General features: G+C 42.0%; 18 protein-coding genes, 1 tRNA gene and 1 pseudogene. 13 read left to right on the forward strand and 7 right to left on the reverse strand.

Going from position 1 to position 21,322, the window contains the following annotated elements:
* Nucleotides 1–18: 18 nt before the first annotated feature.
* Nucleotides 19–885 (reverse strand): MBL fold metallo-hydrolase, encoded by an 867-nt coding sequence (locus EO131_RS13935; RefSeq protein WP_127023432.1) that lies wholly within the window; start codon nucleotides 883–885, stop codon nucleotides 19–21.
* Nucleotides 886–1,134: 249 nt separating this feature from the next.
* Between EO131_RS13935 and EO131_RS13940 the strand changes: the two genes are divergently transcribed.
* Both EO131_RS13940 and EO131_RS13945 read left to right on the forward strand, forming a co-directional pair.
* Nucleotides 1,135–2,967, forward strand: coding sequence for a cation:proton antiporter (locus tag EO131_RS13940; RefSeq protein WP_127023435.1), 1,833 nt, complete (start codon nucleotides 1,135–1,137; stop codon nucleotides 2,965–2,967).
* Between the two features lie 179 nt (nucleotides 2,968–3,146).
* Complete coding sequence (locus tag EO131_RS13945; RefSeq protein ID WP_127023438.1) at nucleotides 3,147–3,401, forward strand: hypothetical protein; 255 nt, start codon at nucleotides 3,147–3,149, stop codon at nucleotides 3,399–3,401.
* Nucleotides 3,402–3,450: 49 nt separating this feature from the next.
* On the opposite strand, the pseudogene EO131_RS13950 reads toward EO131_RS13945, so the two are convergent.
* A pseudogene (locus tag EO131_RS13950) lies at nucleotides 3,451–3,726 on the reverse strand (elongation factor 4); the annotation flags it as partial.
* A gap of 235 nt (nucleotides 3,727–3,961) precedes the next feature.
* Here EO131_RS13950 and EO131_RS13955 point away from each other — a divergent pair.
* Nucleotides 3,962–4,402, forward strand: coding sequence for a hypothetical protein (locus EO131_RS13955; RefSeq protein WP_127023441.1), 441 nt, complete (start codon nucleotides 3,962–3,964; stop codon nucleotides 4,400–4,402).
* A gap of 214 nt (nucleotides 4,403–4,616) precedes the next feature.
* Here the strand turns inward: EO131_RS13955 and lepA are convergent, their stop codons facing one another.
* Entirely contained in the window at nucleotides 4,617–6,413 is a 1,797-nt protein-coding gene (gene lepA, locus EO131_RS13960) for a translation elongation factor 4 (protein WP_127023444.1), read from the reverse strand.
* Nucleotides 6,414–6,568: 155 nt separating this feature from the next.
* Here lepA and EO131_RS13965 point away from each other — a divergent pair, with 155 nt between their 5' ends.
* Together EO131_RS13965 and dusB are read left to right on the forward strand one after the other, a co-directional pair.
* Nucleotides 6,569–8,989 carry an outer membrane beta-barrel family protein gene (locus tag EO131_RS13965; RefSeq protein ID WP_127023447.1) on the forward strand — a complete coding sequence of 807 codons (2,421 nt, stop codon included), beginning with the start codon at nucleotides 6,569–6,571 and terminating at the stop codon, nucleotides 8,987–8,989.
* A gap of 51 nt (nucleotides 8,990–9,040) precedes the next feature.
* Nucleotides 9,041–10,033, forward strand: coding sequence for a tRNA dihydrouridine synthase DusB (dusB, locus tag EO131_RS13970; RefSeq protein ID WP_127023450.1), 993 nt, complete (start codon nucleotides 9,041–9,043; stop codon nucleotides 10,031–10,033).
* Here the strand turns inward: dusB and EO131_RS13975 are convergent.
* Together EO131_RS13975 and rbfA are read right to left on the reverse strand one after the other, a co-directional pair.
* The gene (locus tag EO131_RS13975; RefSeq protein WP_127023453.1) at nucleotides 10,030–11,235 is read right to left on the reverse strand and encodes an ABC transporter permease; all 1,206 of its coding nucleotides are present in this window, start codon (nucleotides 11,233–11,235) and stop codon (nucleotides 10,030–10,032) included. The two genes, dusB and EO131_RS13975, sit on opposite strands and share 4 nt — an antisense overlap.
* Before the next feature lie 2 nt (nucleotides 11,236–11,237).
* Nucleotides 11,238–11,633 (reverse strand): 30S ribosome-binding factor RbfA, encoded by a 396-nt coding sequence (gene rbfA / locus EO131_RS13980; RefSeq protein WP_127023456.1) that lies wholly within the window; start codon nucleotides 11,631–11,633, stop codon nucleotides 11,238–11,240.
* 104 nt (nucleotides 11,634–11,737) lie between these two features.
* On the opposite strand from rbfA, the gene mce reads away from it, so the two are divergent.
* Both mce and EO131_RS13990 read left to right on the forward strand, forming a co-directional pair.
* Nucleotides 11,738–12,145: a methylmalonyl-CoA epimerase gene (gene mce, locus EO131_RS13985; RefSeq protein WP_127023459.1), complete on the forward strand. Its 408-nt coding sequence runs from the start codon at nucleotides 11,738–11,740 to the stop codon at nucleotides 12,143–12,145.
* Between the two features lie 59 nt (nucleotides 12,146–12,204).
* Nucleotides 12,205–12,278, forward strand: a tRNA-Ile gene (locus EO131_RS13990).
* Between the two features lie 1,185 nt (nucleotides 12,279–13,463).
* On the opposite strand, the gene EO131_RS17420 is transcribed toward EO131_RS13990, so the two are convergent.
* Nucleotides 13,464–13,670: a helix-turn-helix domain-containing protein gene (locus EO131_RS17420; protein ID WP_206512899.1), complete on the reverse strand. Its 207-nt coding sequence runs from the start codon at nucleotides 13,668–13,670 to the stop codon at nucleotides 13,464–13,466.
* Nucleotides 13,657–14,322: an N-acetylmuramoyl-L-alanine amidase family protein gene (locus tag EO131_RS14000; RefSeq protein WP_127023465.1), complete on the reverse strand. Its 666-nt coding sequence runs from the start codon at nucleotides 14,320–14,322 to the stop codon at nucleotides 13,657–13,659. Before EO131_RS14000 ends, EO131_RS17420 begins: the two co-directional genes overlap by 14 nt.
* 303 nt (nucleotides 14,323–14,625) lie before the next feature.
* Between EO131_RS14000 and EO131_RS14005 the strand changes: the two genes are divergently transcribed.
* The 6 genes from EO131_RS14005 (at nucleotide 14,626) to EO131_RS14030 (ending at nucleotide 21,316) form a co-directional block, all read left to right on the forward strand.
* Nucleotides 14,626–15,288 carry a BfmA/BtgA family mobilization protein gene (locus EO131_RS14005; RefSeq protein ID WP_127023468.1) on the forward strand — a complete coding sequence of 221 codons (663 nt, stop codon included), beginning with the start codon at nucleotides 14,626–14,628 and terminating at the stop codon, nucleotides 15,286–15,288.
* On the forward strand, nucleotides 15,278–16,492 hold the full coding sequence (mobB, locus tag EO131_RS14010) for a MobB family relaxase (RefSeq protein WP_127023471.1): 1,215 nt from the start codon (nucleotides 15,278–15,280) through the stop codon (nucleotides 16,490–16,492). Before EO131_RS14005 ends, mobB begins: the two co-directional genes overlap by 11 nt.
* Nucleotides 16,493–16,543: 51 nt before the next feature.
* Nucleotides 16,544–18,169 (forward strand): type IV secretory system conjugative DNA transfer family protein, encoded by a 1,626-nt coding sequence (locus EO131_RS14015; RefSeq protein ID WP_127023474.1) that lies wholly within the window; start codon nucleotides 16,544–16,546, stop codon nucleotides 18,167–18,169.
* A gap of 100 nt (nucleotides 18,170–18,269) precedes the next feature.
* Nucleotides 18,270–18,584 carry a hypothetical protein gene (locus tag EO131_RS14020; protein ID WP_127023477.1) on the forward strand — a complete coding sequence of 105 codons (315 nt, stop codon included), beginning with the start codon at nucleotides 18,270–18,272 and terminating at the stop codon, nucleotides 18,582–18,584.
* 1 nt (nucleotide 18,585) lies between these two features.
* Nucleotides 18,586–18,903: a hypothetical protein gene (locus EO131_RS14025; RefSeq protein WP_127023480.1), complete on the forward strand. Its 318-nt coding sequence runs from the start codon at nucleotides 18,586–18,588 to the stop codon at nucleotides 18,901–18,903.
* Complete coding sequence (locus EO131_RS14030) at nucleotides 18,881–21,316, forward strand: TraG family conjugative transposon ATPase (RefSeq protein WP_127023483.1); 2,436 nt, start codon at nucleotides 18,881–18,883, stop codon at nucleotides 21,314–21,316. The genes EO131_RS14025 and EO131_RS14030 overlap by 23 nt, the downstream gene beginning before the upstream one ends.
* Nucleotides 21,317–21,322: the final 6 nt, after the last annotated feature.

The following is a 21,322-nucleotide window of genomic DNA, read 5'->3' on the forward strand; positions in this document are numbered from 1 at the left end:
AAAGGTATGTATGTTAATTTAATGTGTGTTAAAAAGTTCATTGAAGGTGTACAGCTGGTCGAGCCGGATTCCTTTTTCCGTTTCTTTTAAAGAACAGAGTTGATTGTGTGCATCGTGCTCAAAGAAGAGCAACCAGTTATTTTGTGCGGCGTTTTTTAAAAAGATGTCCTTTTCGGCCATGGTAAGCAATGGTCTTGTATCATAGCCCATCACGTAAGGCAAAGGAATGTGGCCTACGGTCGGAATCAGATCGGCCACAAAGACCAAGGTCTTGCCTTTGTAATTAATATGCGGTAACATCTGTTTGTCCGTATGGCCATCCATAAAATGGATGCCAAACCCAAGTTCTGATGAATCCAAATGTTGACGTCCCTTTCTGTCCACAAAGTACAAATGGCCGCTTTCCTGCATGGGCAAAAGGTTTTCCTTTAAAAAAGAAGCCTTTTCCCGAGGGTTGGGCTTGGTGGCCCATTCCCAATGTTCCTCGTTCGTCCAAAATCTTGCGTTTTTGAACGCGGGTTCATACCCTGTTCGGTCCTTGTTCCACTGAATACTTCCCCCACAATGGTCAAAGTGGAGGTGGGTCATAAATACATCGGTGATGTCGTCTCGGTGAAAACCAGCTTGTTTCAGCGATTTATCCAATGAATGGTCGCCCCACAGGTAATAGTAGCCAAAGAATTTTTCGGATTGTTTGTTGCCCAATCCGTTATCGATCAAAATAAGCCGGTCCCCGTCCTCGATCAAGAGGCAGCGGGCGGCAATGTCGATCATGTTGTTGTTGTCTGCCGGATTTGTTCTGTTCCAAATGGACTTGGGCACCACGCCGAACATGGCTCCACCATCCAACTTAAAATTTCCGGTCTCAATGGGATAAAGCGTCATCTAGAAAGTAAAATGGCATGCAAAATAAGAAAAGCACTATCCAATTGCTTCAAAAATAAGATTTTATTGGCCCTATTTTAACAAAAATCCGATTTAGGCACATCGACTTACATTTTAAGAGAGCAGAACACAGAAAAAGGTTGGCACCAATCAACCCTATTCCTATGAATGGCATTAAAAAACACTCGGTTTTAGCGGCATTGGGCTATTTCTAAAAGAAAAACAGTAAATTTCAAAAAAACTAGAACGATGCTCGAACTTGCTGGAATAATTATTCTTGGCATTATTGCACAATGGGTGGCTTGGCGGTTCAAATTGCCGGCCATTTTACCCTTGATTTTGATTGGCTTGCTTGTTGGTCCCATTGCAACGTTATATACCGATGATGGTTCCAAGTTGATCGAACCGATATGGAACGGCGAAAAAGGGTTGTTTCCCGGAGAGGGACTTTATTATTTTGTTTCCTTGGCCATCAGTGTAATATTGTTTGAGGGGGGACTTACCTTAAAGCGGGCCGAGATATCGAATGTGGGCCCTGTAATCACCAAATTGATAACAATCGGCACCGTGGTCACTTTTTTTGGCGCAGGGGTGGCCGCACATTATATTTTTGGACTTTCTTGGCAGATTTCCTTTTTGTTCTCGGCATTGATCATTGTAACCGGACCGACCGTTATTACCCCGATCTTACGGAATATTCCCTTAAAAAAGGATGTTTCGGCTGTATTGAAGTGGGAAGGCATCCTTATCGATCCCATCGGAGCTTTGGTGGCAGTATTGGTGTTTGAGTTTATCAGTGTTGGTGAAGGGCATACGTTTACCCAAACGGCATTGATCGAGTTCGGTAAAATCATTCTGTTCGGTACCACTTTTGGTTTCACCTTTGCCCATGCGCTGGCCTTTGCCATAAAAAGGGATTTTATTCCACATTATTTGTTGAATGTCGTCTCGTTATCCACCGTGCTTTTGGTCTATGTGGAGTCTGACGTGTTTGCCCACGAATCCGGACTGTTGGCCGTTGTGGTAATGGGAATGGTACTGGGCAACATGAACCTGCCCAATTTAAAGGAACTGCTCTATTTTAAAGAAAGTTTGAGCGTGCTATTGATTTCAATTCTTTTCATCTTGTTGGCGGCGAACATCAATATTGGCGACCTGGAGTTAATCTACAACTGGAACACCGTGGCCTTGTTTGCCATTATTGTTTTTATCATACGGCCGTTGGGGGTATTCCTGAGCGCTCAGGGCTCCAATCTCAAATTCAACGAAAAGCTCTTTATCGGATGGGTGGGCCCCCGTGGTATTGTGGCCGCAGGTATCGCATCGCTCTTTGGTTCCAAGCTTCTTAGTCGCGGGGAACCAGGATCGGAATACATAACCCCGTTGGTTTTCATGATTGTTTTGGGAACGGTATTGTTGAATGCGACCACAGCACGGTTGTTTGCCAAGATGGTGGGGGTGTTCCTGAAGAAATCCGAAGGTATTTTGATCATTGGCGCCTCCAAACTTTCCCGATTGATTGCCAATTACTTGAAAAAGAACAATAGGCACGTGGTGCTTATCGATAATAACCAGACCAATGTGGACCGGGCGAAAAAACTGGGCCTGGAAGCGATAACGGCCAATATATTCTCCGATTCATTGACCGACAACATTGAATTGAACGACGTGGGCTATTTGATGGCGCTTACCGGAAACTCCGACATTAACAAATTTGCCATTAAAAAGTTCCAAAAGCAGTTTGGTGAAAATGGTGCTTTCCGTTTGGTGAACACCGAGGAGGTCAATGATCCCGAAAACAACCCCAAAGAAGGCCTTTTTTCACACACCGATGATTTTATCCAATTGATGGACACTGTTCGAAAACATCCGACTATCCATGAAATTGACCTAAAGGACAAAGCGCATTACGACAGTCTCATCGACTTTACCCAAAAAGATATGGATATTGTGCCCTTATTTACCAAGGCCCCAAGTGGCAGTATCGATATTATCCCGGCAAACAGCAAGGATTTTGTGCCCAAAGGGGATGGTTATAAGCTGGTGTATTTGGGCAAGATGATCGATCCAGACCAAGACTAAACCCCCATACCCCCGTCTTTTTTGTTTCATTGTCCATATTGGGTGCTGAGATTTACGCCAAGTTCGTGTAATGCCACCAATATTAAGGTAAAACATCAATCCAAAAGGAGCATTCATCAATTAGCTTATCCAAGACAACTGATTATCAGGTAATTTCGAAACTTCAAAAATTTTATAAGATGAAAAAATTGATGTTTTTCGTGGTATTTGCCATAATTTTCCTGTTCTCTTGTTCAAAGGACGATGACAAAAAATGTGATTCATGTGATTTGGCAGGTCGAAAGGCCGAAATGTGTGATAACGGTGATGGCACCTATACTTTTTCCTATGCAGGAGAATCAGATAAAGTCACGCAAGAATTATTGGATTTTATTGAAATGACACCCAAAGAATATGTCGAATTTATCTGTGCGGCCGGGGCAGAGGCCCTATGATGAACGGGCAGTGAAAACTTTAAAAGGAGTGGCAACACCACTCCTTATTTTAATCATTCAATTTCAGGACGGCGATAAACGCCTGTTGTGGAATCTCCACATTTCCTACTTGCCGCATGCGCTTTTTCCCCTTTTTCTGTTTTTCCAATAGTTTACGCTTACGGGAAATATCCCCACCATAACATTTGGCGGTCACATCTTTTCGCAGGGCTTTTATGGTCTCCCGAGAAATGATCTTGGAACCAATGGCAGCCTGTATTGGGATATCGAACTGCTGTCTTGGAATCAGTTCTTTCAACTTCTCACACATTTTTTTACCGATGTGGATAAGGATTAATAGCAATCAGCGCCAACTTTCCCATTGTCACAGAGGTTTCACTTTCTGATGTGTTATTTGTAAATAACTTTTGTCATTTTATCCATCAAATTTCGCTTCCCACCAACTGATGGAGACAATTCGTCAATTTGAACTGATTGCCCATCAATTTATCCAGGCCAACCTTGGGATTTCTTTGTACAATTATCATTTAATGCATAATTCACGTACAAATGGAAAAACCATGAAGATTATCGAAGCCTTAAAAGAAAAGAACCGACTTATACGTAAAACCTTGGAGCTTCAGAATAGAATCAGCGCCTACAATTGTATCATTGAGGGAAATCCAAGGGCTTACAATCCAAAAAAGGAAATGATTGAACTCAACAAAACGGTTGAGGAATTGATTGAGCTAAAAACTAAAATAACCATGGCCAACCAACCGATACAGGAAAAAATCTACAGATTGTCCGAGCTAAAAACCAAAATCGGTTTCTTGAAAACCATACCAACGACCGAAGGTAAGGCACCATCCAGTAAAGGTTATTATTCCCAAGGAGAGACTTTTGTCTGGGAGTCATCCATAAAGGCCAACGAAAGGGATAATCTTGTATTGGAGTTGGAGAGTGAAATTGAAATCATCCAAAAAGATTTGGACCACCATAATTTTATGACATCCATTTAATAAAGTGCAGCTCCGAAATGCAGTCTTGGTTCGTATGACCGAAGTTACCTATTGATCAAGATATTGGTGTACAACTTGAACCTGATGCAGATATAAAGCTTCAAACTTCAAGAAAGTTGTAGTCAAAATTCAAAACTGATCGCTCAATATTCATGATTTTGACTTTGTTCAATACCAACCTTGATTCAAAGTAAGTGCTGCACCCTTTTTGCCCCTAATCATTCAACTTTAAAACTGCCATAAATGCCTGTTGCGGAATCTCCACATTCCCTACTTGCCGCATACGCTTTTTCCCCTTTTTCTGTTTTTCCAATAGTTTACGCTTACGCGAAATATCCCCACCATAACATTTGGCGGTCACATCTTTTCGCAGGGCTTTTATGGTTTCCCGAGAAATGATCTTGGACCCAATGGCAGCCTGGATTGGGATATCGAACTGCTGTCTTGGAATCAGTTCTTTCAACTTCTCACACATTTTTTTACCGATGTGGTAGGCATTATCAAAATGCACCAGGGCAGAAAGGGCATCCACATGCTGTGCATTCAACAGGATATCCACACGTACCAATTTGGATACGCGCATACCAATTGGAGAGTAATCGAACGAAGCGTATCCTTTGGATACGGTTTTCAGGCGATCGTAGAAATCAAAGACAATTTCGGCCAAGGGCATGTCGAAAATCAATTCGACCCGTTCTGGAGTCAAATAGGTCTGGTTTACGATTTGTCCTCTTTTTTCAATACAAAGCGACATCACGTTGCCCACAAAATCGGCCTTTGTAATGATGGTGGCTTTAATATAGGGTTCCTCCACACGGTCCAATGTTGAAGGGTCGGGCAGGTCGGATGGGTTGTTCACAATAATGGGTGTTTCCCTGTCCTTTGTGGTGTAGGCATGGTAGCTAACGTTGGGTACGGTAGTGATCACCGTCATGTCGAACTCGCGTTCCAACCGCTCTTGGATGATTTCCATGTGCAGCATTCCCAAGAATCCGCAACGGAATCCGAAGCCCAAGGCAGCACTGCTTTCCGGAGTGAAGACCAAGGAGGCATCATTGAGCTGCAATTTTTCCATGGAAGACCGCAATTCTTCAAAATCTTCGGTGTCCACGGGATAGATTCCGGCAAATACCATGGGTTTTACGTCCTCAAAACCTTCAATGGCATTTTGGGTTGGGTTGGCGGCATCGGTAATGGTATCGCCCACCTTAACCTCACGGGCATCTTTGATTCCGGTTATCAAATAACCCACGTCACCGGCAGAAATCTTCTGTTTGGGTACCTGGTGCAGTTTAAGCGTACCGATTTCGTCGGCATCATAGGCTTTATTGGTGGCCACAAACTTAATACGTTGGCCCTTTCTGATTTCACCATTAATGACCCTAAAATAGGTTTCCACGCCACGGAATGGATTGTAGACCGAATCAAAAACCAAGGCTTGCAAGGGTTCGCTCGGGTCTCCTTTTGGAGCGGGAATGCGCTCGATGATGGCGGCTAATATTTCTTCGATGCCAATGCCTGTTTTTGCACTGGCGGGAATTACATCCGAAGGGTCACAACCCAAAAGGTCCACAATATCATCGGTCACTTCTTCCGGATTGGCGCTGGGCAAATCCACTTTGTTGAGCACCGGAATGATCTCCAAATCGTTTTCCAACGCCAAATAGAGGTTGGAAATGGTCTGTGCCTGAATACTTTGGGCGGCATCGACCACTAAAAGAGCGCCTTCACACGCTGCAATAGATCGGGATACTTCATACGAAAAATCCACGTGGCCGGGAGTGTCTATCAGGTTCAGAATATAAGTTTCACCCTTATACTCATACTCCATCTGGATGGCATGGCTTTTAATGGTAATGCCACGTTCGCGCTCCAGATCCATACTGTCCAGCAATTGGTCCTGTTTTTCACGCTCGGTAACCGAACCGGTAGAATCCAACAAACGGTCTGCCAAGGTACTCTTACCGTGGTCTATATGTGCAATGATGCAAAAGTTTCTGATATTCTTCATAACAACTAAAATCCACTAGGTGAAAAGTGGTATTAAGCAACTGCAAATATAATTGTTTTCACTGCCCTTAAAGGGTTTTTTACAAATAAGAAATAGGGGAGCCTATTTCGCTCAAAAATAATTTCATAGATTTGAGGTTCAACCCCAATATATTCATGAAGCAAACCACCTGTATTCTTTTATTGGTGTTTTCCATAACCAACCTATTGACCGGCCAAACCTACAAGATTACCGGCAAGGTGGTGGATGAGCAGAATCAGGTTATTCCATTTGCGAACATTTTACTGCTACAAGCTTCGGATACCACTTTTGTAAAGGGCACTTCGGCAGATGATAATGGTTTTTTTACACTTACCGAGTTGGAGGCCAATCTGTATTTGCTACAGGCCAGTTATGTGGGCAGGGGTTCAGAACTACTCGCTTTGGATATAGCTCGGGATGTGGCCCTGGGCGCATTGATCATTCCTCTGGAAACCAATGAACTGGATGAGGTGGTGGTGACGGCACAGCGCCCGAAATTACAAAAACTGCCAGACAGACTGGTCTTTCAAGTTGAAAATACTGTGGTTTCACAAGGCTCTTCGTGGGACATCCTAAAAAGTACCCCCGGGGTTATAGTGAACCAAGAGGAGTTATTGATCCGCGGACAAAACGCAACAGTTTACTTGAACGACCGTAAGGTGCAGTTGTCCGGTCAGGAGGTACAGGATTTACTGCAGGGGTTATCGGGCGCCAACATTAAATCCGTGGAAGTGATTGCCAATCCACCGGCCAGTTACGATGCTGAAGGCGGTCCGATCCTGAACATTGTGACGAGCAAGACCATTATTCCCGGTTACAAGGGAAGCATCAATGGCTCCCATACCCAGGCAGTGTATCCAAAATTCAGCGTGGGGACCAGCCATTATTATAAGACAGATAAGCTCCATTTGTTTGCCAACTACACCATCAACCCTCAAAAAAAATTGAATAAAACGGTGAAGGGCATCAATTTTATGGACAACACCAATACCGTTTTTTCGGAATGGGATACCCAATACCAGCAAACAGAAAGTTCACAGTCCCAAAACGGAAGTTTTATCCTGGACTACGATTTCGATGATCGCAACAGTATCAACTTTACCTCCAATCTGTTGTTCAATTTGGACCAAGACCGCAATACTTTGTTGAACAATACCATGCGCAATGGTGTCGGGCAATTGGATTCGATATTTACCACAATTAACAATGCCAACCTGGACAACACCAATCTGGCGTTCGATCTATCGTATGTGCACAAATTGAAAAAACCGGGTGCCCGACTGAGCTTTAATGGCCATTATACCAATTTTAATGGAAAATCCTTTCAACGGTTGGGATCGGATTATTTTGATGCAAGTGGCGCGTTTTTGAGGGAATTCGGCTTTGATTCGGATTCGGAACAGGATATTCAGATCTATACGGGGCAAATGGATTTTTCCACTTCTGTGGGCAATGCCTCTTTTGAGACTGGTGCCAAGATATCCTCCATTGCATCGGAAAGCAATTTGGACTTTTTCAATTTTGTGGGCTCCAGCAACACGGTGGATGCTTCCCTATCTGACAGATATACGTATGATGAAAAGGTATATGCGGCCTATTTGAGTTTCGTGAAGAATTGGGAAAAGTGGTCCATGAAACTTGGGGTACGGGGTGAATTGACAGAAGCGGAAGGCCGCTCGTTGACGCTGAACGAAACCAACACCCAGGATTTTTTTGAACCCTTTCCTTCGGTATATGTTTTGTATTCGCCTTCCGACAAGCATAGCTTTTCCTTCGACTATGGCCGGAATGTGGACCGACCCAAGTACGACGATCTAAATCCGTTCCGGACCTTTTTCAACGAGAACGATTATGAACAGGGCAACCCAAGGCTGACCCCGAGCTTCAGCAATAATTTCAATTTCAACTATACCCTGAACAGTGAGTTTTTCTTTGATGTGTACTATCGGGATAATGGCAGTAACATCAACTATTTTGTGTTTCAGGACAATCAAAACCAAACTTTGGTAGAGCTGAAACAAAATGTATTGGACAGCAAATCTTACGGACTCGACTTTACCTTGAGCAAGGGCATTGTGCCCGCTTGGTTTTTGTATGCCTATACTTCGTTGTTTCATGAAGAAGAGACTTTTTTGGCCACGGAGAGCGGTAATGTGGAGTTCACCAATGAGGTGAATGGGGTATATGCCTATCTTGGAAATTACTTGACGCTTTCCAAGGACGGTACCTTCACTGGCGAAGTTACTGCCACCTACATTTCTCAATTTTTATTTGGATCTTATGTTTCGGACGAACAGTTCAATTTGACCTTGGGGCTTCGCAAGACCTTGTTCAATAACAAGATTATCCTGTCCTTGGCGGCAGAAGACATTTTGGAGAAGTATGTGCCCACGTATCGTTCACGGTACCTCAATCAGGACAATTTTTATAGGAGACGTCCAGAAACCCAGTTCATTCGTGTTGGGTTTACTTATAATTTTGGAAACTTCCGATTGGAAGATAATCAACGAAGTATCGATAAAAAGGAACGCGATCGACTACAATCGCAAGAGTAACGCATTGATTTTCGGTTATTTTGTATTTTTGCAGTCCAAAAAAAGAAGGATTTGCCAAAAATTGGTAACATAGAGCTGCCCGATTTTCCGTTGTTGCTCGCACCCATGGAAGATGTTAGTGATCCCCCGTTCCGTGCGTTGTGCAAGGAACAAGGGGCCGATGTGGTGTATACGGAGTTCATTTCTTCCGAAGGGTTGATCAGGGATGCTGCCAAAAGTGTCCTGAAACTCGACATTTACGAAAAAGAGCGCCCCGTGGGCATTCAGATATTCGGTGCCGAGTTGGATTCCATGCTACAGGCAGTGGATATTGTGGAGCAATCGAACCCCGATATCATAGACATCAATTTTGGCTGTCCGGTAAAAAAAGTGGTCTGTAAAAATGCCGGAGCCGGTATTTTGCGCGACATACCGCTCATGGTAAAACTTACCGAAGAAATTGTAAAGCGCACCCAATTGCCCGTCACGGTAAAAACCCGATTGGGTTGGGACGCGAACTCCATAAAGATTGTTGAGGTTGCCGAACGGTTGCAGGATGTGGGCATTCAGGCTATTTCCATACATGGCCGCACCCGGGTGCAGATGTACAAGGGAGAAGCAGATTGGAGACCCATTGCCGAAGTGAAGAACAATCCACGGATGGTTATTCCTGTTTTTGGTAATGGTGATGTGGATACACCCGAAGCAGCGGTAAAAATGCGCGACGAATTCGGGTTGGATGGCGCCATGATCGGCCGGGCCAGTATTGGCTACCCCTGGTTTTTTAAAGAGGTAAAACACTTTTTTAATACAGGGGAACACCTTCCGCCTCCCACAATGCACGAACGCGTCGACGCTGCCCGACGACACCTGCAAATGGCCATTGATTGGAAGGGCGAAAAATTGGGTGTTTTTGAAACCCGAAGGCATTATACCAACTACTTCAAGGGCATTCCCCATTTTAAAGAATACCGCATGAAAATGGTGACCAGTGACGAAGCTGTGGATGTATTTGCCGCCTTTGATGAGGTGTTGGAAAAATTCGGGGATTTTCAGTTCGCTTAGGCTGAAATCAGTTTTTTGGAAATGCGGCTACTCGCAATTTTGGCCGATATAAAGCCCAAAACCACAATGGTGGCCATCACGATCAAAAGGTTCATTACGTCATATTCCACAGGATAAGCCAAAGAAGGGGTAATCTTGAGCCATCCAAAAGCCAGTTGCGACCCGATCAACAACGATCCGATCAGCACGCCAATCAATCCACCAAAAGAAGTGACCAATAGTCCTTGGATAAAATAGATCCTGCGCAGTTCTTTGATGGTGGTACCCAAACTGTATAAGGTCTTGGAGTTTTGTTGCTTGTCCAAGATCATCATGATGATGGCCCCAACAACATTAAACAAAGCGATGATCAACACTAGGGTAAAAATCAAATAGGTGGCCAAGTTTTCGGTATTGAGCATGCGGTACAGGGTGTTGTTTTGTTCCCTTCGTGTCAACACCACGACTTTATTCCCCAATACATTTTTGATGGCATTTCGTGCTTCTTCCGGGTCTGTGCCCTCCATCAATTTAAAATTGATGCCGGAAACTTCTGTGCTATCCTTTTCCAATAATTTTTGCACCATTGGCAATTGTGCAAACACATATTTTTTATCCAGATTTTCCTCTATGGCATACACACCGCTGATCACCAAAGGCAATTCGTTGTAGGGTTTGGCATTCAACCCTTGTTGAGAAAAAGAGCCTTTTCCCGGTTTTGGCGTCAACACTTCCATTGGTGTCCGATTATTTGTTGGCACCCCGAGCAGATTGTAGATACCGATACCAATGACCCCATTGTATTCCATATCGCCCCAATTTCCAAAGTACAGGGTGCTGTCTACCCCGGTCACAGCCCTATAGTTTTCGTCAATGCCTTTAATGAAGGCTATGGTACTTTTTTCTTTATAGGTGAGATAGGCGCGTTCCTCCAATTCCTTGGCATAATTGGCAATTTTATCAAGATTTTTTAGGTCTTCCTCCTCTTTGGGAGAGATGGAAAACACTTTTCCAGAAGCAGGCAATGCCTTCAGATCGGGATCAAATGTATTGGAAAAGGACAGGCTGAACGTTTTTAGACCCGCGAAGGCCGATAAAACAATGAACAAGGCTGCAGAGCCGATCACAATCACCAAAAAAGTAATAAAGTTGATGATGTTTACGGCGTTCTGACTGCTCTTGGAACGCAGGTAACGTTTTGCGATATAGAGCGGAAAGTTCAAGGTCAGGATTTCTTTCTTTTTTCCAGTAGGTCCCTGTTTTCTATGGGGTTTTCTTCGCCTTTGAGCGATTTTTCGATGTTATCGATGTACTCCAAGGAGTCGTCCAGATAAAAATTGAGTTCCGGAACACGTCTTAATTGGTGCTTGGTGCGCTGGGCCAGTTCGTGACGTATGCTTACCTGGGAGGCCTTGATGCCCTCGAGCAATGCCTTGCCCTCCTTGTTCGGAAAAATACTTACATACACCTTGGCCAAGGACAGGTCCACAGTAACGGAAACTTTGGAAACGGAGATCAAAGTTCCCTTTAGACCACTATCCGTAGCTGCTCGCTGAAGGATGTCCGCCAAATCTTTTTGGATCACTCCTGCTATCTTCTTCTGTCTTTGTGTTTCCTCCATGGGTACAAAAATAAGTGAAATACTGACTAACCTCACTCTTTGAATGAATTACAGTGCGTAATTTTGAAAAAAGAACATTAAAAGCATACAATACAAACCAAGTAATGGATAAAATTGAACATATAGGCATTGCCGTTAAAAGCCTCGAAGCTTCGAATGCGTTGTTTGCCAAACTTTTGGGCGTTCCGCACTATAAAATTGAGGAAGTGGCATCGGAAGGGGTGAAAACCTCTTTCTTTCAAAGCGGTCCGAACAAAATTGAATTGTTGGAGGCCACCAATTCTGAAAGCCCGATTGCCAAGTTTTTGGAAAAGAAAGGAGAGGGCATCCATCATGTGGCCTTTGCGGTGGAAGATATTGTTGCTGAAATTGCAAGATTAAAGGCAGAAGGATTTACAGTATTGAACGAAATCCCAAAGCAAGGTGCTGACAATAAACTGGTTGCATTTTTGCATCCTAAGGGCACGAATGGGGTTTTGGTGGAGCTTTGCCAAGAAATAAAAGAACGGTAGCGGCGTTAAAACCTTGCGGTGTAGAAAAATAAACACTAATATTGCATCCGCAAAATGCGGGTCCTATAGCTCAGTTGGTTAGAGCACCTGACTCATAATCAGGTGGTCCCTGGTTCGAGCCCAGGTGGGACCACAAGAAACCTCGTTCAACGCCCTAAATATAAGGCTTTTTTTCAAACGGGGGTAAGAATAGGGGTCTATGAATTAAACTTAATTCAGGCCCCTTTTTTCGGAAATAAAACACACTTTAGAGGGGGTAGCATCTCGGAGCCCTTTACTGGCCTGATCGGAAAAATAGCACACTTTACGGAAACAAAACACACTTTACGGAAATAAAACACACTTTAGCCATTTTTGAAAAAAGCGTAAAAAACAGGGTTAAATAGCTGTAAAACAAATAGTTATCTTAATATTGTAAAAAAAGGGCCTCGGAAACAAAACACACTTTACCGGAAACAAAACACACTTTACCGGAAACAAAACACACTTTAGCCTCTGGGAGGCCCTGTAAAACCTCAAAAAATTGAAGCCCTAATTATATATATAATTCGAAACAAATTCGAAATTAGAATATGGAAAGGTTAACTCAGTTAACCGACCCACCCACCCACCTGCTCAAACGCCGCGAGGCTGTTTAACAAGGTCTCAATTTTTAAACGATCCACTTTGGGATCGATTAAAAATTTCGGAAGAATTCATTTTAGGTTTTTTTGAGCATTTAGGAGCAAATGCAGGAAGACAAAATCAATTTAAGGCGATTTAAGGCATTTTCTCAAAAAAGAACGAACACTTCCTCGCCGCGTGCGCAAAACGCGCTTAAAACACTTTAAAAAAAGAAAAAGCAGCATGTTTTGATGCTGCTTTCCAGGAAACTTTCTGCTTCCGCCACATGACTTTTGGCGCTTCTCACGGTCGTCCTCACGTTGCCGCTTTGTCCTTCCTCACATGCGCTTCAAAAATAGAAATATTTTTCAATTCCGAGTTAGGTCGCCTAGTACCAAAGAAAATTTTCTGCATTCGCTCCCAGTCGCTAAAAGAAACCTTTTTTTGAAAATTTTTATCAATCGAAAAGGGGTGTTCGTCAACTCAAACGGGGCATACCTTAATATTCTAAAAAAGAATATTTTAAATGTCTTATATTGGGGGTATATTCCCTATCAAATAATCACTATTTGATTTACTCGTCACGAAAAAGGAACCTATTCAGGTTCCTTTTTTAAACTGACAAGGAGGAGCTTCAAAGAAACTCCTCCCGTATCAAATAATCAATTCTAGTTACTCGTCAAAGGCTAGAAATGAACCTCTAAAGTAGTAAATTTTATTCTTTCCAGTTCCTGAAATAGTAGTTCATGTCAAAATCATGTTCCACCAAATACTTGATGTATTTGATAAATGCATCGCCATGGGCCAAGCCGTTTTCAACTTTTGAAAAAGTGGCTTGTGACATGTTAAGTTCTTTGCAGATTTCTTTTTGGGATTTACCCAATCTTTCCCGGTATTTCTTTAATGAATTATCTGGATTCAAAATATTCGATAATGCTTTTCGTCACACTCAAAGATATGCCCTTAATTCCTTTCTTTGAGTTCAGGTATGAAGATTCAGCCGAATTTGAGAAAAATCCCATTTCCAATAACAGGCTGGGAACATAGTCAATCGACTCTCTCAAGACTTGCAAATTGGACCGCATGACCCCCCTTGATCTATAGTTTAATTTTTGCTCCAAATTCCGATTCAAAATAAGTGCCAATCGAGCTGCTTGTCGCAGGTTTAAAATGACATCTTTTCGATGGGTATTTTGTAGGTAAATTTCAGCACCTTGAGCAGATGAGTTTGGGTTGTGGTTACAGTGCAACGAAATGAACAAATCCGCATTGGATATCTTGGCATAAAGGGGTCTTCTTTCCAAGGGCAAAAATACATCAGTATCCCGGGTCAAAATTACGTTGATGTCCGGGGCAAATTTGTTCAGGTACAGCTTTACAAATTTGGCGACATAGAGATTGATGTTCTTTTCGAAGCGACCATTTTTATCCACGGTTCCTGAGTCATGGCCGCCATGTCCGGCATCGATTACAACGGTAAATGACCTTTCAATTTTCGGCACGAATGCTTGTCCCAGGAGATACGTTCCAGAACAAAAGATCCATAAAAAGGCCAAGCTCAATTTGATATTCATAGCTGCTTATGAATGGATTAAAAAAACGCTTTTGGAAAACCGTCAAACAGGTTTCCGCTTTTCAAAGCGTAGCGTGAAAAAAAGGAAAGCGAGATGGAATCAGGCAAGCCCTGATTCGTATTGTGGTGTTTTTTTCCCGCTTATTTTCTGTATTGCTCATAGACATTAATGTTTTGAAGCACAAAATTATGTGGTGCTACACTTTTTATATACCACATTCGTCAACTCAAAAGTGGCTTTTGTCAATTGATAGGCTGTATAACAGGATGTTGAGAATAGATTTACACCACAATACACACCACTATGGGGTCAACTTATCACAATATTCGAGTTAACAAGATCAACAAGGACAATATCAAAAGGATGTCCAAAAGAGAAGGAAAAACAGAAACCGATTTTGTAAATCAAATGATCTCTTTTGTGCATAAAACAGGCATTAATGTATACGAGGATGCTTCACCAAATTTTATGGATGCCCTATCCAAACATGATAAAAGGGTGATTTCATTTTTAAAAAAAAGGGAGCAGGATTTTTTTGTGCCCATGCAAAAATCATTTCGTGAAATGATACGTGTCCATAATCTTACATTACAATCATTGGACATCCTCCACCCCGGAGAAATTGCCTTTAACGAAATGGGAAATAAGGAGGATAAAAAAGAGGAGAGACCAACGTTTGTAATCCCTCAAACCGATAGCCCAAAGTCTCTTGAAATCAAGCTTCCAAACGAGGCTGAAAAAAAGCTTGAAAGCAAGGTCGAAATCGATATGGTTTCTGCTTCAGAAAAGGAAGCCTTTTTAGATCGGATAGAACGCGCCGAAAAGGAAAAGGAAGCCTTTGAAAAGGAGCTTACATATTTGCTGAAAAACATTGTTCCCAACAAGAGTATTTCAGGACCAAAATTCACCTGTAATTTACCCCAAAAGGAGATTGATAGAATCAAACATTTGGTGGATGGTCATTAGAGTGCACACACCAAATTCATCCGGGGGCAAAAATAGAGGATCAGTGGCCAATCTGGTCGAATATCTAGAAAAGGAAAATGCCGGAAAGGATGTCGAGGAAATGGAAGAATTTTTTAATAAAGATGGCGATTTTCATACGGCTGCAGAGGTTGAAAAGGCCATCGATAACAATAAAGGTAAATTGGCGAATAATGAGACCAAATTTTACATGATCACTGTAAATCCATCAAAGGCGGAGTTGGTGCATCTCATAAAGGCGAATAAAATTAATCAGGAAAGTAACATGAATCCGGATTTAAATTATGAGTATAAAAGTGTGGATTATGAATGGGCCTTTAAGGAATATGTTAAGGAATTAATGGATAAATACGCCGAGAATTTCAATCGAAAGTTTGAAGATGGCCGACCATTGACAGGCGATGATATCCTATACTTTGCGAAAATAGAACACGAACGCACGTATAAGCATGGAGAAAAGCGATTTGAAAGGGATATGAGCCATAACAAGTCGATTGAGAAAAGGATATATGAGATCCGAAGGGACATCGATTCAATTTCGGATTCAGAAGAGAAAAAGATGAAACTTGCTGAAATCACATCTTTGGAAAATCGGTATATCCGAAACGATGATGGAACCATCATCAAGGAGGGAGCGAAAAAGGACGGAAACAATCTACATGCCCATATCATTGTGAGCCGGATGGATAAAAGTCAAACCATGCGACTTTCCCCCATGGCCAATCACAAACAAAGCAAAAACAAATTGAACGGTAAGGAAGTTTCCATTGGATTTAACCGGGACAATTTCGTTGCTGCCGGGGAAACCCTTTTCGATAAAAAATTTGCATATGAACGACCTCCTGAATATCAATACAATTATTACAAGGAAGCCAAACAGATCAGGAGCCTTTCGAATGTGCTTCATTTAAGAAATCCAAAAGCGTTTGCAAAATTGGCCGTTAGGAGGGCCCTATCCGAAATGATCACAGATAAAACACTTCAAAAACAACTCGGCTATGTTATGAAGGATCCTAGAAAACTCCCTCAAAAGGCGTTGAATAAACTGGAAAACAAAGCGATTGAATCGGTGGTTAAAGCTTTGGGGGCTGGAGCCTATACAAATCCGGTCACCGCAGGGGTTCAAGTGGCCAAACAAGCCATTACCATTGCAACAAAAACCGTTTCAAAAGGCATGGGAATATGAGGTAGGAAACAAATTTTTTATCAAATAATCATTAATACTCGTCACTAAAAAATGAAGATTATAGATGCATTTCTTAATGCCTCACAAGAAACCCAAATGATTATTTTGGGAATCAATCTAATAGTAGCCATTCTGTTGGGAATAGTTATGAAAGCAGGTAATTGGATGATTACCCTGATTGCTTCCCTGGTCATTTATTTTCTGCTTTTTTATCTATTGGGATATTTGGGATCCTCTTTACCCATCACCTACTTTTTGGTACTTTACGTGACGCCATCAGCTGTTTTAGGTGTAGTGGCCATGTTCGTTATCCAAGCTTCTAGTGGATCAAGTGAACCCAAAACAGGTAATGTGTTCGATGTGGCTATTCCCTATAATGGAAACAAAAGGCTCTTGGTGAACATTAAACGTGGAGTCAGTGTACAAGGAGCTGCGGGAAGTGGTAAAACGGCATCGGTTGCAGGGCATATTCTAAAATCTATGGGGGAGCGCAATGTTCCGGCCCTTGTCTATGATTATAAAAATTTCGAATTGGTGGAAGTGGTCCAATGGTTCTATCGAGAAAGCACTATTCCGATACACGCTTTTGCCCCCCATGACCCCGATAAAAGTATTTTTTTAAACCCAATTGATCCTGCCATATTGAAAAAAGATGAGGATGTTTCCTTGATGTGTAAGTGTATCGTGCAAAACATAATGGCCAAAGACAATAAAGTGGGCGATAATTTTTTTGTCCAGGCGGCAGAAGGTGCCATTATTGGTGCGATTTATGTTCTTCGAGACAAATACCCCCATTTTTGTTCTTTCCCTTATTTGGCGGGTATTTTTCTGACCAAGGAAGCGGATGAATTGGTGGAGTTTATAGAACTGAGTCCAGCGGCAAGCGTACATGCCCGGGCTTTTTTGGACGGTAAGGATTCCGAAAAGCAAATGGCGGGTGTGAAAGCTTCACTTAGTAACGCTTTTCGGGTTTTTGCCGTACCGAATATTTTCTATTGTATGCAGAAAAACACCATTGGACTAAACATCAACAACAAGGACAATCTTTCTTTACTGTGCTTGGTCAACATTCCAAAATATGATGAAATATACTCCCCGATATTATCCATTGTGACCCAAGCCGTGATTTCGTCAATGAGCGAAAGGAACCAGGAACCCTCATACATTTTGTTGGATGAAGCGCCCACCTTGCGCATCAATCGAATAGGGAAAGTTCCGGCCACCATGCGAAGTTTCGATATTGCGACCATTTATATGTTACAGGATAAAGTTCAGGCACAGGTGCAAATGGGCCTAGATAAAATGAAGGAAGTATTGGCCAACCTTTCCACCTTGTTTTTTGGGAAGACCAACGACCCTGATACAGCCAAATTCTTCGAAAGTTACTTTGAAACCATCAAGATCAAAACAAAGAGCACCAGTAAAAAGGCTGGATGGGGTGGTGCCGACCGAAGAATCTCAGAAGCGGAAAAAGATGAAAAGAAACACAAGAGCTTTGAAATGTTCAAGAGGTCTGCTGGGGAGTTTTTTGTTTTCAATGAAAAGGGAGAGAATTATGATGCAAAAATAAGATTACCCGAATTGAACCCCATGGAATACAAGGCGATAAACATTACTACCCAAAGAGAAATCCAAAGCTTTTTTGAATTGGTGCTTAAACAGGCCAAAGAACTGTAAACGAAAAGTATATGGAATAAAATTTATATTTTCAACACATCAAATAATCATTTTAAAATGCAAAGCATGCCCCGAATCAATAATTTAAATTTTAACCTACATGAAAAATGTAACGACCTTCGGGTCAAAAACTCGTCAATTGCTGCTAGGTGCTTTCCTATTGGCATCCTCTCCCATTTTTGCCATGGTCGACCTTGGTATTAAAGAAGCCGCCCAAGATTTATTAGATCAAGTTAAGGAAGCTGCCCCATACATCATTGGATTGGTGTTTTTGGTCGCAGCCGTATTCAATATTGGGAAAATTACCGGGGGTGATCGCGATTACAAAGGCTTCTTTGTTGGAATCGGCCTATGGATTTTAGGTGTGGTCATGTTGGGGGCCATATTCAATTTCCTGGTTTCCTACTCCTTCTAGTTTGAGCCTGGAACACCGGGACAAACAACGATTAAAAGTAGAAAAGGGCCTCGAAAGGCAAGCCACCATCCTAGGGTTTCGACTGCCTTACCTTGGTATTTTCGGGGCTCTTTTTTTGCTTTCCCTGATCCCATTGATGGGCGGGGTGTCCTTTAACGCCGTAGTTTTTGCCATTATTATCGACACCAGTGGCTTCATGTTCATCAAATATGCCGATGACCATAATCTTCTCGACAAGCTCTCGCCTGTCTCAATTCCCAAGATTCTTATAAACGACCTGTACAAAAAGCTGAAAAGTGGACCAAATCAATCTAAGTGAATACTATCCCATACTTTCCATAAGAGACAATATCATCTTATCCAATAATGGAGACATCATTTTGTGTTATGCGCTTGATCTTCCAGAGATATTTACGCTTTCACCTGACGATTATCTAAATATCCATGATTTTTGGTATCGGACCATTAAATACCTTCCGGCCCATACATTTGTCCACAAACAGGATGTTTTTTTAAGGCAACAATACCAAGGCAATGAATTGCCCGAGGATACTTTTTTGCAACAATCAACCAAGTACCATTTTCAAAGTAGGCCGTTTATCTCACATTTGGCCTATCTGTTCATTGGATATTCCCCCAAAGGCACCTTAAATCAGAACGGGATTCAAAACCCTTTTAAAAGTGTTCCCAACAAGAAAAAATTATTGGAGGAATTTGAAAGGGACAACTCTTTTATTTCGGAAGTGACCAAAAGCATTGAGTTTTTGAACAGTTCCAAATATGTCAAGGCACACCCCGTCCATGAAGATGAAATCCACACCTTGATACAGAGCTATTATAATGGTTTTGACCCGGATAAATATGTGGATACTTCCATGGATGAAAAAGTGGGAACAAAAGGAGGAAGCTACAATACCATTGGGGTAGGCAATAGGAGGGTGGGCGTGTTCACCCTAAATGACATCAAACAGTTTCCGGATTATGTGGACATCTATAAATTGGATAACGACTACAGCAGTAAGAAATTCAAGATTTTCAAAGGAGCTTCGGATGATTTTGGCTTTAAAATGCCCTTTGATCATATATACAACCAGGTTATTTTCATTGATGATCATTCCGAACATAAAAAACAACTGGAAAGTCGTAAGGAACACTTGGTCGGGGCCAAAGGTTTTGGTACAGATAACAAAACGGCAGCCGAAAGTTTGACCGAGTATTTGGAAGAACTTTCCAAGGATGAAAGCAAAAAGATTGTCCGGGGCCATTCCAATATCATTTACTACGCAGACAATGAAAATGAATTTGAAACTTTCACCAATATAATATCCACAGTATATCGAAGTCTGGATTACAAACCCCATTATCCCAATAAAAAAGCCTTACAAGAGATATATCTTAAATCTGTTTTTCCTTACACATCAACCTTAAGCAACAACAACCTATTTCGGACAGAACTACAAATAGCCCTTTCCCTGTTCCTTAATATCACCTCTTACAAATCAGATGATGATGGCGTGGTGTTTTCGGACCGCATTTTCAATATTCCCATCAAAAGGGATATTAGGGATGAAGCCAAAAAACGTATCAAAGCTTGGAACTTTTTCATATTTGCCCCGACCGGCGAAGGAAAGTCCGTTTTGGCGCAACACATTTTCAGACAACTCAATGAGCAGGGTAAAAAATTGGTCATTTTTGATATTGGGGGGTCTTTCAAAAAACTATCCTATCTCGTACCCAAGGATAAATGTATTTTCTTTTCCTACGAGCACGGCCAGCCCCTTGGTTTAAATCCCTTTCAGATTGAAAATATATCCGAACTGAACAGCGAGAAACAAAATTCCCTTGCTGACTTTGTATTCAATCTTTGGTATCCAGACAAGAATCCAGAAAATAGTGACCGGACCCTATTGATTAAACTGTTGCACACCTATTATATCAATGTGGGCCAAAACCATTCATTTCCCAGTTTCTACAATTTCTTAAAGGCCAATCGCAGTTCCCTTTTGGAAAAACTGGGTATTGATAATCGCTTTTTTGATTTGGATTCTTTTTTGCTCATGACGGATAAATATGTGACGGGTGAGTACAGCTTCCTTTTTGATACCGCCGAAGACTTTAGTGATAAACTCCAGGACAAAGATTTGGTGATATTTGAATTTGAAAAGGCCAACAACAATGTGGTTTTGCTTTCCCTGTTGCTCCAATTGGGCAATGAGGCCGTGGACAAAATTATTTTGGAAGACCGTAGTATCGATGGGGTCGTTTTCTATGACGAGTTGGCAAAGTTCATAAAGGATGATAGTATTCGGAACAGGGTTACGCATTACTATCAAACCAACCGTAAACACTCGGCTTCTGTGGGGACTGCTTTACAAACGCCCGAACAGCTGCCGGAAGGCCCGGACACCAATGCCATGATCGAGAATTCCCAAGTGGTGTATATCCTTCACAATGAAAAGGGGTATGAGCCCATAGTTAGGCGTTTCAATCTTTCCGAACACCAACATAACATCTTGAAATCCATTACCCCCAACTTAAAGGCAAAAAACCCGTATACAGAATTTGCCTTGATCATTGGAAGGGATATTTGGGTCATGCGCCTGGAACTTTCCAAAGAAGCCTTCTATGCCTATCAAACTGATGGCAAGGAGTATGAAGCTATAATGAAACTCTATGATGAACATCAAAATATGGAGGAGGCCATCAACCAATTCATTCAAATGAAAACATAAAACTCT

Origin of the sequence: Flagellimonas beolgyonensis (genome assembly GCF_003992615.1) — a bacterium.
GTDB lineage: Bacteria > Bacteroidota > Bacteroidia > Flavobacteriales > Flavobacteriaceae > Flagellimonas > Flagellimonas beolgyonensis.